Source organism: Paraburkholderia solisilvae, from assembly GCF_902859875.1.
Lineage (GTDB): Bacteria > Pseudomonadota > Gammaproteobacteria > Burkholderiales > Burkholderiaceae > Paraburkholderia > Paraburkholderia solisilvae.
The window spans coordinates 18,084-30,363 of sequence record NZ_CADIKF010000075.1 but is presented as its reverse complement, the minus strand read 5'-3'; the positions used below and the strand labels follow the sequence as shown (position 1 = coordinate 30,363).

The 12,280-nt window shown below is 66.2% G+C and carries 9 protein-coding genes; 5 read left to right on the top strand and 4 right to left on the bottom strand.

Translation table 11 applies throughout. The features are described from left to right. The 4 genes from HV675_RS29855 to HV675_RS29840 form a co-directional block, all read right to left on the bottom strand. Positions 1 to 1,914: ComEC/Rec2 family competence protein (locus HV675_RS29855; RefSeq protein WP_175115063.1), on the bottom strand; the 1,914-nt coding region annotated here is incomplete at its 3' end. 120 nt (positions 1,915 to 2,034) lie between these two features. Further along, positions 2,035 to 2,823 carry a TatD family hydrolase gene (locus HV675_RS29850; protein WP_175115062.1) on the bottom strand — a complete coding sequence of 263 codons (789 nt, stop codon included), beginning with the start codon at positions 2,821 to 2,823 and terminating at the stop codon, positions 2,035 to 2,037. Between the two features lie 79 nt (positions 2,824 to 2,902). Beyond that, positions 2,903 to 3,652 carry a lipoprotein-releasing ABC transporter ATP-binding protein LolD gene (gene lolD, locus HV675_RS29845; protein WP_175115061.1) on the bottom strand — a complete coding sequence of 250 codons (750 nt, stop codon included), beginning with the start codon at positions 3,650 to 3,652 and terminating at the stop codon, positions 2,903 to 2,905. Beyond that, positions 3,645 to 4,898: a lipoprotein-releasing ABC transporter permease subunit gene (locus HV675_RS29840; RefSeq protein WP_175115060.1), complete on the bottom strand. Its 1,254-nt coding sequence runs from the start codon at positions 4,896 to 4,898 to the stop codon at positions 3,645 to 3,647. The genes lolD and HV675_RS29840 overlap by 8 nt, the downstream gene beginning before the upstream one ends. 369 nt (positions 4,899 to 5,267) lie before the next feature. On the opposite strand from HV675_RS29840, the gene HV675_RS29835 reads away from it, so the two are divergent. The 5 genes from HV675_RS29835 to HV675_RS29815 all read left to right on the top strand — a co-directional run bounded on the left by HV675_RS29835 (position 5,268) and on the right by HV675_RS29815 (position 12,238). Then, positions 5,268 to 6,407 (top strand): regulator, encoded by a 1,140-nt coding sequence (locus tag HV675_RS29835; protein WP_175115059.1) that lies wholly within the window; start codon positions 5,268 to 5,270, stop codon positions 6,405 to 6,407. A gap of 120 nt (positions 6,408 to 6,527) precedes the next feature. Then, positions 6,528 to 8,234 (top strand): single-stranded-DNA-specific exonuclease RecJ, encoded by a 1,707-nt coding sequence (gene recJ, locus HV675_RS29830; RefSeq protein WP_175115058.1) that lies wholly within the window; start codon positions 6,528 to 6,530, stop codon positions 8,232 to 8,234. Positions 8,235 to 8,578: 344 nt separating this feature from the next. Then, positions 8,579 to 9,683 (top strand): peptide chain release factor 2 gene (gene prfB, locus HV675_RS29825; protein WP_175115057.1). Its coding sequence is split into 2 segments (ribosomal slippage): positions 8,579 to 8,659 and positions 8,661 to 9,683, totalling 1,104 coding nucleotides; the frame shifts between segments, so codons are not numbered across the junction. Between the two features lie 10 nt (positions 9,684 to 9,693). Beyond that, positions 9,694 to 11,220: a lysine--tRNA ligase gene (gene lysS / locus HV675_RS29820; RefSeq protein WP_175115056.1), complete on the top strand. Its 1,527-nt coding sequence runs from the start codon at positions 9,694 to 9,696 to the stop codon at positions 11,218 to 11,220. A gap of 295 nt (positions 11,221 to 11,515) precedes the next feature. Then, positions 11,516 to 12,238, top strand: a complete 723-nt coding sequence (locus HV675_RS29815) for an outer membrane lipoprotein (RefSeq protein ID WP_175115055.1) — start codon at positions 11,516 to 11,518, stop codon at positions 12,236 to 12,238. Positions 12,239 to 12,280 lie beyond the last annotated feature (42 nt).

Genomic DNA, 12,280 nt, shown 5'->3' with positions numbered 1-12,280 from the left:
CGCCCAGCGCAGCGGCCAGCCGCGCGGCGCGAGACACCACGCGACGCCCACCGCCGCCGCGGCCAGCGCCCATGCGTCAGGCTGCGGCAACCGCCAGAGCGCCCATGCGGGCCCCGACACCGCGTGCAAGCTGGCAACGAGTACGTCGAGCAACCGGTGCGCGGCGCTGAACGCCAATGCATCGAGCGGTGCGGGCAATGCGACGCCGGCGAGCACGAGCGGCGTCACCAGCACGCTGACCCATGGAATCGCAAACGCATTCGCGAGCGGACCCACGAGCGGGATCTGTGCGAACCAGTAGGCGGTGAGCGGCGCAAGCGCGACGGTGACGGCCAGTTGTACATGTGCGCCGCTGCGAATGCGTACGGCTAGTACACGGCAATGGTTGCGAACCCGGGTACGGACTGCGGTGACGATGCGGCTCCCCCGCCGCTCGAGCGTTTCGCGAGCGCTAAGCGCGCGTGCAGCATCGCTTCGGCACGCATCGCTGTTGCGATGCGTGCGGCTGGCGTCAACGCGACCGTGCTCATCGAAGCCGCTATCCGCATGACGCCCACCGTCGTCACCGCGGATCACCACGCGCCCCGACATCGCGAACAGGATCGCGGCCACTGCGCAGAAAGACAGCCAGAAGCCTGCGGACAGCACTGCCCACGGGTCGATCAGCAGCACGAGTCCGAGTGCCCAGGCCAGCACCACGGAACGCGCCACGGTGCGGCCGCTGAGATACGCCAGGGCGACCACGGCGAGCATCCACAGCGCGCGCTGCGCCGGCACGTTGAAGCCCGCAAGCGCCGCGTGACCCGCGGCAAAGACCGCGCCGCACGGCGCTGCGACTTTCTGCGCCGGCAACAGCAGCGGCCAGTCCGTGCCGAAGCGGCCGCCGATCAGGCCTGAGCGCCGCCAGACGGCACTCGCCAGCCACGCGGCAAGACTGGCGACAAAGCCGATGTGCAGTCCTGAAATCGCGACGAGGTGACTCGTGCCGGTGGCGCGCATCAATCGCCAGTCCGCTGCGCTTACCGCATCCTGCGCGCCGATCGCGAGCGCGATGACGATACCCCGATGCGGCGCGTCCGTGAGCACGCTGTCAATGCGTGCGCGCAACGCGGCCCGCCAGCGGTCCACCGTCACGCCGACGCCGTGCGCGTTGCCCGCGAGCCGCAACGCCGCGGCAGGCCGCGTGACGTAACCGGTTGCGCGGAGATTGCGCGCAAAGAGCGCTGCTTCCGTGTCGCGCACACCGAAGTTCGCGTTGCCATGCGCGCGCTTCAGACGCACCACGAGGCGCCAGCGCGCACCCGGCGTCAAACCTTGCGGCAGCGGCGCATCCTGTGCGATCCACGACAACTGCAGTTTGCGAGGGAAGTTTGCGACAGGCGCATCCGTCGATTCGACGTTGAACAGAAAGCGCACACCTTCGCTGACACCGCGGTTGCCGGGGTCGCCGGGGATGCGACTGCGGTCATCGGTGCGGCCGCGTGTGCCGTTGCCCAGGCGGGCGTTCGCGTCGACTTCAGCAGTCAGCTCTGCATTGGTTCCGGCGTTGGTTCCGGCGTCGTCTCCCTCAGCGTTTCCCGTATAGCCAGGCAATCCCGCGATATACCCGCGCACTTCGATATCGCGCCCTTCCCACTCGACCGGCAACGCATACGCAAGCCGCACATGCGCTCGCCATGCCGCATAGCCAAAGCCGATGCAAAACGCCGCGAGCCACACCGCGCCCCACCCCGCCCACCTGCGCGCCGCATGACTACCGCGACCGCGGCCATGACCCCGGAACGCCCAAAGCGCCCCGCCCACCGCGACGCATGCCGACACCGCCAGCCCCATCGCCCCGCTCCATCCGGGCAACGCCGCCTGCTGCTGCAACCACACGACGCCCAACGCGAATCCGCACCACACCGCCCGCATGCTCCCCTCCGCCGCCAACGCTCGACGCGGGCGGAGCCGGCAATAGCCGACCGCTTCAGTGAATCACGGCCACCGGCATGAAGAAGCGAGAAGCGGTCCGCCGCGTATCACCGCCAGCGATTATGCAGAGGAAAGTGCGAGCCGCGGCAATGCGGCGTGCGCGTTAGCCGTTGTGCATAGTGCAAGCTCGTGTTCGTCGAGGTTGCGCTGCTGCGCGAGGCTCGCGCCGATCGCCGGAATCTGGTCCGGCGTATTGCGTTGCCGATAGAGCCATGCCGGCGCGATGTCGGGCGCATCGGTTTCGACGACGATCGCATCGAGCGGCAGTTGCGCCGCGAGACGGCGGATCTGCAACGCCCGCTCGAAGGTCAGATTGCCGCCGAAGCCAAGATGCATGCCGTGATCGATAAACGCCTGCGCCTGCTGGAAGCTGCCATTGAACGCATGCGCGATGCCGCGATGCACCTGATGCCGGCGCAGCCCCTTCAGCACCTGGTCCTGCGATTTGCGCACATGGCAAATGGCTGGCAGATCGAACTCATGCGCAAGCTTCAGCTGCTCGTGATAGAAGAATTGCTGACGCGCATCGTCGAGCCCCGACACGAAATAGTCGAGACCGATTTCGCCGATGCCGACGAAGCGCGGATCGTCGAGGCTCGCTTCGATCTCCATGCGCAATGCGTCGAGGTCCGCTTCCTGTGCCTGCGGCGTGAAGAGCGGATGGATGCCCAGCGCATAGGCGCCGCCTTCCACCCGATGCGCCAACTCGCGCACGCCCGCGCAACCCGCGCGGCTCACGCCTGGAATCACGATGCGCGCGACACCGGCGGCGCGCGCGGCGGCCGCGACCGCGTCGCGGTCAGCGTCGAATTCGGAAGCATCGAGATGGCAGTGCGTGTCGATCCACATGCGGGGCCTCGCGGGCGTAGCGGGCATTGCGTTGCGTCGAGTTACGTCGTGTCGCCGTCGTGCGACGCCGTGCCGAAAGTCAAAGCGGCACCGGCGGCTCCTCGTACAGCACGCCGTCGCGCAAGCGCATCACGCGATCGCAACGCGCGGCCAGATCCGGATCGTGCGTGACGATCACGAAGCTGGTGTCGAGCGTATTGGACAGTTCGAGCATCAGGTTGAACACCGTATCGGCCGTGCCGCCGTCGAGGTTGCCGGTCGGCTCGTCGGCGAGCACGCAGGCGGGCTTCGTGACGAGCGCCCGCGCGATCGCGACACGTTGCCGCTCGCCGCCGGACAGCTCGCCGGGACGATGTTTCGCGCGATGCGCGAGGCCGACGCGTTCAAGCGTCGCAAGCGCGTCGCGGCGCGCGTCCTCGGTGCTCATCCGGCGAATCCGCAACGGCATCGCGACGTTGTCGAGCGCGGTAAATTCCGGCAGCAGATGGTGAAACTGATAGACGAACCCGAGCGCGCGATTGCGCAGATCGTTGCGCTCGCGCTCGGAGAGCTTCGTAAACGGCTTGCCGAGCACCGACACGACGCCGGCGCTCGGGTCATCGAGGCCGCCCAGCACATGCAACAGCGTGCTCTTGCCGGAACCCGATGCGCCGACGATCGCGAGCTTTTCGCCGCGCCGCACCGACAGCTGCGTATTGCTGAGCACCGGCACGTTGAAGCCGCCCTGCACGAACGCCTTCGAGATACCGCTCGCTTCGAGCACGTACGGATGAAGGTCGGGGGTTGAACTGGAAGATCCCATTGCTTGCGGGTTCGGACGGTCATTCATAGCGCAGCGCCTCCGCCGGACGAATCTTCGCACCGCGCCAGCTCGGATAGAGCGTCGCGAGCGACGACAGCACGAAAGCGATCACGCCGATCCTGATTACATCGCCGGGCACGAGCTCCGACGGCAGCTCGCTGATGAAATACACCGACGGCGGCAGGAACTGGATGCCGAGCAGATGTTCGATCATCGGCACGAGCCACGGAATGCTCCACGCGATCAGACACCCGAGCGCGACACCAATCGCGGTGCCGACGAAACCGATCGTCACACCCTGCACGACGAATATTTTCATGATCGAGCCCGGCTGTGCACCGAGCGTGCGCAGGATCGCGATATCGGCCTGCTTGTTGGTCACCGTCATCACGAGCGACGACACGAGGTTGAACGCCGCGACCGCGATGATCAGCGTCAGGATGATGAACATCATGCGCTTCTCGATCTGCACCGCCGAGAACCACGTCTTGTTCTGTTGCGTCCAGTCGCGGATATACAAATCGCCGGACAGCGTGCGCGCCAGCTGATGCGCGACTTCCGGCGCGCGCTGCATGTCCTTGAGCTTCAGCCGCACCCCGGTCGGCGCGGGCAGGCGGAACAGCGCCTGCGCATCGCGGATGTTGATCAGCGCAAGCGTGCTGTCGAATTCGTAATGGCCGGACTCGAATACGCCGACCACGGTGAACTGCTTCAAACGCGGCAGCATGCCGGCCGGTGTGATGGTGCCTTCGGGCGCGACCAGCGTGATCTTGTCGCCCGCCGTCACGCCGAGACTCGCGGCAAGGTCCGCGCCGAGCACGATGCCGAAATCGCCGGGAACGAGGTCGGCGAGACGGCCCGCGCGCATTTCCTTGCCGATATCGGACACCTCCGGCTCGAGCGACGGATCGACGCCGCGCAGCGCCACGCCGCTCACCGCGTCCTGACGCGTGAGCAGCGCCTGCGCTTCGACGTACGGCGCCGCGCCGATCACTTCCTTGTTCTGGCGCGCTTCTTTCGCGGTGAGCTGCCAGTCCGGCATCGAGCCGGTCGGCGAAAAGATTTCGACGTGCGCGAGCACCGACAGCATGCGGTCGCGCACCTCTTTCTGAAAGCCGTTCATCACGGACAGCACGACGATCAGCGCCGCGACGCCAAGCGCGATGCCCGACATCGAGACGAGCGCGATAAACGAAATAAAGCCGTTACCGGTCGTGCGTTTGCCGGCACGTGTATAGCGCCAGCCAATCTGCCATTCGTACGGAAGTTTCAAGCGAGTCCTTGTCTGCGGGTTATGCAACTGCGGTGCGCTGCGACGGCGGGCCCAACATTCGGCCATGTCCGGTCGCGGCGGGCGGCGGCTGATTGCCCGCGTGCCGCGATTATCGAAGTTTTCTCGCGGCTTGCAGCGCGCGCCCTACCGGTTTGGCGCGAATTATGACGGATGGTTCAGCGCCGCAGCGGATTGCCCCCGCCGCGACGACGAATCTTCCGGGTTCCGCCCACGAATCGACCGCGAAGTTTGCCATACATTGTCGCCGAATCGGCCAAAAGGCGCGCCTGTCGCGCTGCCTCGCGAACCGGCGTTGCGCAAGCATCAAGCCAACCATGCCTGTCGATCGGCCCGGCGGATTGCCCTACAATGCGCACCATCATGCCCGCCCACCGCCTTCACCTGCTGATCCCTTTCGCGCTGCCTGCCGCAGCGGAAGCGTCCACCGCCCTGCATGGTCTCCAGATTCCCGCACTCGACAAGCTGGTCGCGCGCGCGACGCTCGTCGAACGGGTGATCGGCGAAGATTTTCAGCGCACCTTGCCGCACGAGCGGTGGGTCGCGAACCGCTTCGGCGTGCTGCCGGCGGCGCCCGCGGCGACACCGTCCGTCACCGCCGGCAGCTCCGCCGCCGACGAGGCGCCGCTTGCGCCCTACATGCTGCTCGCCGACGGCGGCGACCCCGGTCACGCAAGCTGGGCCTGCGTGCAGCCGGTCCACGTGCGGATCGCGCACGATCATCTGGTGCTGATCGACCCGGCGTCGCTCGACTTGTCCGACGCCGATGCCGCGACGCTGCTCGCGATCGCCCGTCCGCTGATCGAAGAACTCGGCGTGCGCATCGAGGCGCCGCAGCCGTCGCGCTGGTATCTGTCGAGCGATGCGTTCGGCACGCTGGCCGGCGCATCGCCGCTGCGCGCGAGCGGCCGCAACATCGAAATCTGGCTGCCGCACGAAGCGCATACCGGCGAACGCTCGCGCGCATGGATGAAGTTGCAGAACGAAGTGCAGATGGCGTGGTTCGAACACCCGGTCAACGAAGCCCGCGAAGCGCGCGGGCTGCCCGCGGTCAATTCGATCTGGTTTCACGCGCAAGGCGTCGCGCGCCCGGTCACGAGCCCGTTTGCCCGCGTGCTGTCCAACGCCGCCGCGACACGCGGCCTCGCGCTCGCCGCGCAGGTCGCGACCGGCGCGCCGCCGCACACTTTCGCCGAGCTGCGCGTGAACGACGTGGCGCAGGCCGCGAGCACGTCGGCCGACACGCTCGTCGAACTCGACCCGTTTTCCGTGCCGTATATCACGCAGGACTGGGCGAACTGGAACGCCGCGTTCGCCGCGCTCGAGCAGGACTGGTTCGCGCCGGCGCTCGCCGCGCTGCAGGCCGGCGAACTCGCGGAGCTCGGTCTCACGCTGTGCGGCGACACGGGCTCGGTCACGCTTGCCGTGACGCGCGGCAATCTGCGCAAGTTCTGGCGGCGCCGTCTGTTCGCTTCGCTTTTCATCGAATGACCGGGCGCGCATGAGCGTTTCCGTCAACTATCTGGTCCGCTGCCATCGCTTTCGCTGCGAGCCGCGCGCCGTCCCCGTCACCCTTTTCGCCGCGGGCCGCAATGCCCTGACCGCCATCGCATGATCCGTATCGTTACCCGCGCGTGTCCGCCCGCCGACGCCGAAGCCCTCACCCGCCACGGACTGCATCCGGTGCTTGCGCGCCTGTATGCGGCGCGCGGCGTCTGTCTGCCCGATGAGATCGAAACCGGCCTCGCGCGTCTCGTGCCGCCGGCTGCGCTGGGCGGCTGCGAGACGGCCGCCGCGATGCTCGCCGATGCGATCGAGGCTAGGCGCCGCATGCTGGTGGTCGCGGACTACGACTGCGATGGCGCGACCGCCTGCGCGGTCGCCGTGCGCGGACTGCGGATGTTCGGCGCGCAGATCGACTACCTCGTGCCGAACCGCTTCGAATACGGCTACGGCCTCACACCCGAGATCGTCGCGCTCGCGGCGGCGCGGCCGGCCGGCAAGCCCGACCTGCTGATCACCGTCGATAACGGCATTGCGAGCGTCGACGGCGTCGCGGCGGCGAACGCGCTCGGCATCGACGTGCTCGTCACCGATCACCATCTGCCCGGCGACGAACTGCCCGCCGCCCGTGCGATCGTCAATCCGAACCAGCCGGGCTGCACGTTCCCGAGCAAATGCATCGCGGGCGTCGGCGTGATGTTCTACGTGCTGCTCGCGCTGCGTGCCGAACTGCGCACACGCGGCGCGTTCGGTGACGCGCGTCCCGAACCGCGTCTCGACGGTCTGCTCGATCTGGTCGCGCTCGGCACGGTCGCGGACGTCGTGAAGCTCGACGGCAATAACCGCGTGCTGGTCGCGCAAGGCTTGCAACGCATTCGCAACGGCCGCATGCAGCCGGGCATCGCCGCGCTGTTTCGCGCCGCGGGCCGCGACGCGCGCAGCGCGTCCGGCTTCGATCTCGGCTTCGCACTCGGGCCGCGGCTCAATGCGGCGGGACGGCTCGCCGATATGTCGCTCGGCATCGAATGCCTGACCACGGAGGACGTCGGCCGCGCGTGGCAGCTCGCGCAGCAACTCGACGCGATGAACCGCGAGCGCCGCGAAATCGAAGCCGGCATGCAGCAACAGGCGCTCGACGATCTCGCCGCCGTCGACCCCGCCGGCGCCGCGACCATCGCCCTCTTCAACGCAAGCTGGCATCAGGGCGTGATCGGCATCGTCGCCGGACGGCTGAAGGAGAAGTTCCATCGTCCGTCGTTCACGTTCGCGCTCGCCGACGACAGCGGCACGTTCATCAAAGGCTCGGGCCGCTCGATTCCGGGCTTTCATCTGCGCGACGCGCTCGATCTGATCTCGAAGCGCGAGCCGGACCTGATCGTGCGCTTCGGCGGTCACGCGATGGCCGCCGGCATGACGCTCGCGACCACCGATTTGCCGCGCTTTGCGGCGGCGTTCGAAGCGGTCGGCCGCGAGTGGCTGTCCGATGACGCGCTCGCGCGCACGGTCGAAACCGACGGCGATCTCGAAGAGGCGTACTTCACGCCGCAATTCGTCGAGATGCTCGACGCGGCCGTGTGGGGACAGGGCTTTCCGGCGCCGCTCTTTTCCGGCGAGTTCGACGTGATGTCGCAGGCGCTCGTCAAGGACAAGCACCTGAAATTGCAGCTCGCGCGCGGCCGTCAGCGCTTTAGCGCGATCTGGTTCAACCACACCGACACGCTGCCTGCACGCGCGACGGTCGCGTATCGGCTGTCGCGCGATACGTGGAATGGCGTGTCGCGCGTGCAGCTGATCGTCGAGCACGCGCTCGGCTAGCGCCGGGGCATGCCGTTTTGCGTTTAGACCGTGCGTGAGCGCGCGGCAACGCGTCGCGGGGCACGCGCGCCGCAGGAGCGGGCCTGAAGCAGGTGATGGCCGGTGCGGCCGATGCGCGGCGCTATCCCGTAGAGCCCAAGGTCGCGCGTGCTCATCACGCGTCCTTTCGCGCAGTCGCGCGGCTCCTTGCGTAGTAGAACGGCGCGAGACGGCGGGTCGTGCGAAATCCTGGCGAATGGTCGTCGAATTTGCCGGAAATCCGCGGGAAATCCACGGAACACGGGCCGTCACGGGCCGTCGATCGGCTATAATTTCACCTTTTTACGAAGCCTCACAAGATCGACATGGAAGCGGAACGTCTCAACGCGATCGAAGCCTCTCTGGCGGACCTGCGCACGCGCGCGGGCGAGCTACGGGGGTATCTTTGACTACGATGCCAAAGCAGTAAGGCTCGTCGAAGTCAACCGGGAACTCGAAGACCCGAACGTCTGGAACGACTCGCAGCACGCGCAGGCGCTCGGCAAGGAAAAGAAGCTGCTCGAAGGCGTCGTCGAGGTCCTCTCGTCGCTCGACAACGACCTGCGCGACACGCAGGACCTGTTCGACATGGCCCGCGAAGAAAATGACGAAGCGACGCTCGTCGCGTGCGAAGACGATGCGGGCAAGCTGCAGGCGCGCATCGAAGACCTCGAATTCCGCCGGATGTTTTCCAACCCGGCCGACCCGAACAACGCGTTTATCGATATCCAGGCCGGCGCCGGCGGCACCGAAGCGTGCGACTGGGCGTCGATGCTGCTGCGCCAGTATCTGCGCTACTGCGAGCGCAAGGGCTTCAAGACCGAAGTGCTCGAGGAATCGGAAGGCGACGTCGCCGGCATCAAGAGCGCGACGATCAAGGTCGAAGGCGAATACGCGTACGGCTATCTGCGCACCGAAACCGGCATCCACCGCCTCGTGCGCAAGTCGCCGTTCGATTCGTCGGGCGGTCGCCATACGTCGTTCTCGTCGGTCTTCGTGTATCCGGAAATCGACGACTCGTTCGAGATCGACGTGAACCCGGCGGACTTGCGCATCGATACATTCCGCGCCTCCGGCGCGGGCGGTCAGCACATCAACAAGACCGATTCCGCGGTGCGGATCACGCACATTCCGAGCGGCATCGTCGTGCAGTGCCAGAACGACCGCTCGCAGCACCGCAACCGCGCGGAAGCGATGGCGATGCTGAAGTCGCGCCTCTACGAAGCGGAAATGCGCAAGCGCCAGTCCGAGCAGGACAAGCTCGAAGCGGGCAAGTCGGACGTGGGTTGGGGACACCAGATCCGCTCGTACGTGCTCGACAATAGCCGCATCAAAGATCTGCGCACCAACGTCGAAATCAGCAACACGAAGAGTGTGCTCGACGGCGATCTCGACGCATTCATCAGCGCCAGCCTGAAACAGGGCATTTGATTTGCACATCATGACCGAACCGACGACCCAGACCCCCGCCACGGCCGACGAAGAAAACTCGATCATCGCGGAACGCCGCGACAAGCTGCGCGCGCTGCGCGAGCAAGGCATCGCGTACCCGAACGACTTCCAGCCGACCCACCACGCCGCCGACCTGCAGACGCAATACGCGGACACCGACAAGGAAGCGCTGGAAACACAAGCGCTCGGCGTCGCGCTCGCCGGCCGCATGATGCTGAAACGCGTGATGGGCAAAGCGAGCTTCGCCACGGTGCAGGACGGCTCGGGTCAGATCCAGTTCTTCATCACGCCGGCCGACGTCGGCGAGGCCACATACGACGCGTTCAAGAAGTGGGACCTCGGCGACATCGTCGCGGCGCGCGGTGTGCTGTTTCGCACGAACAAGGGCGAGCTGTCGGTGCGCTGCACCGAACTGCGGCTGTTGTCGAAAGCGCTGCGCCCGCTGCCGGACAAGTTCCACGGCCTCGCGGATCAGGAAATGCGCTATCGCCAGCGCTATGTCGATCTGATCGTTACGCCCGAAGCGCGCAAGACCTTCATGGCGCGCACGAAGACAATCTCGTCGATCCGCAAGTTCATGTCGGACGCGAACTTTATGGAAGTCGAGACGCCGATGCTGCACCCCATTCCGGGCGGCGCGGCGGCCAAGCCGTTTGTCACGCATCACAATGCGCTCGATATGCAGATGTTCATGCGTATCGCGCCCGAGTTGTATCTGAAGCGGCTTGTCGTCGGCGGCTTCGAGCGCGTGTTCGAGATCAACCGGAATTTCCGCAACGAGGGCGTGTCGCCGCGCCACAATCCGGAATTCACGATGATGGAGTTCTACGCCGCGTACACCAACTACACGTGGCTGATGGACTTCACCGAGCGGCTGATCCGTCAGGCGGCCGTCGATGCGCTCGGCACCGCGACCATCCATTACCAGGGGCGCGAACTCGATCTGTCGAAGCCGTTCCATCGGCTCACCATCACGCAGGCCATTCTCAAACACGCACCGCAGTACACGGAAGCGCAATTGACGGACGCGGCATTCCTGCGCACGGAGCTCAAGAAATTCGGCGTGAACACCAACGAGCCGAAGTTCCTGAACGCGGGGCTCGGTTCGCTGCAACTCGCGCTCTTCGAAGAGACGGCGGAAGCGCAGTTGTGGGAGCCGACGTACATCATCGATTATCCGATCGAAGTGTCGCCGCTCGCGCGCGCATCGGACTCGGTCGAAGGCATTACCGAGCGCTTCGAGCTGTTTATCACCGGCCGTGAGATTGCGAACGGTTTCTCGGAACTGAACGATCCGGAAGATCAGGCCGCGCGCTTTCGCAAGCAGGTCGACCAGAAAGACGCCGGCGACGAGGAGGCGATGTACTACGACGCCGACTATATCCGCGCGCTCGAATACGGGATGCCGCCGACCGGCGGCTGCGGTATCGGTATCGATCGCCTCGTGATGCTGATCACCGATAGCCCGAGCATTCGCGATGTGATCCTGTTCCCGCATCTGCGTCGCGAAGACTGACGCGCCGCCGCGTAATACCTGTCGCGCCGCGTTAGGACATTCGCGTCAGCGCCCGCATACGGTTCGCCGCCGTGTGCGGGCGTTGTCTTTGGTGCGCGTCCATTCGATCGTTTGTAACTATCGGTAAATCGTGCGGGCAAGACGTGCAATGCGCGAGCCAGCAGAATGCAGCGCCCCGCGACGCCACCGTTCGTTCGATACAGATCACGTTACAAATTGAAACCATGGGTCCGGCCGGTTGTCGGACACTGAAGGTATCAACAAGGGTCGACTCTGTTCGAGACGGAGGCCAAACATGGACAATCCAAACAACTCATCTTCTTCGTCGCCGCGCCGCCTGCATCCGCTGATCGCAACCGCGGCGGGCGCCGTGATCGTCGCCAGCCTCGCGGCCACTGCCGCCATCACCGGCTTGTTCCCGAAAGCGTCGAGCGACAGCGCGCAGTCCAGCCAGACACAAGCTGCGCAGATTGCGTCGCAGCCGGTAGTCGACACCGCGCAGCCGGCTAATCCGGCGCAGTACGCGGCGCAACAACAGCAACAACAACCGCAGGCTGCGGTGCAGCAGCCACAGGCGCCCGCCCCTGCTCCCACGCAGGCGCCGCCCGCGCAATATGCGGCACAGCAGCCGCAACCGGTGCCGGTCCAGCAGGAGGCACAGCCACAGCCGGCGCCTCCGGCAGCGTGTTCGAGCTGCGGCACCGTGATCGCGATTTCGGAAGTGAAGCAGGAAGGCCACGGCACCGGGATTGGCGCGGTCGGCGGCGCCGTTGCCGGCGGCGTGATCGGCAATCAGTTCGGCCGTGGCGGCGGACGCACGGCGATGACGCTGCTCGGCGCGGTCGGCGGCGGGTTTGCGGGCAACTCGGTCGAAAAGCACTTGCGCACGACCACCGCCTATTCGGTGCGCGTGCGGATGGAGAATGGCCACATCCGCTACTTCACGTATCACGAGCCGCCGCCGTTCCAGCAAGGCGAGCGCGTGCGGATCGAAAACGGCACGCTGGTCGCGGGTTGATCTGATCGCGCGGCTTGCGCTCCTCGATGCTCGATGCAAAAA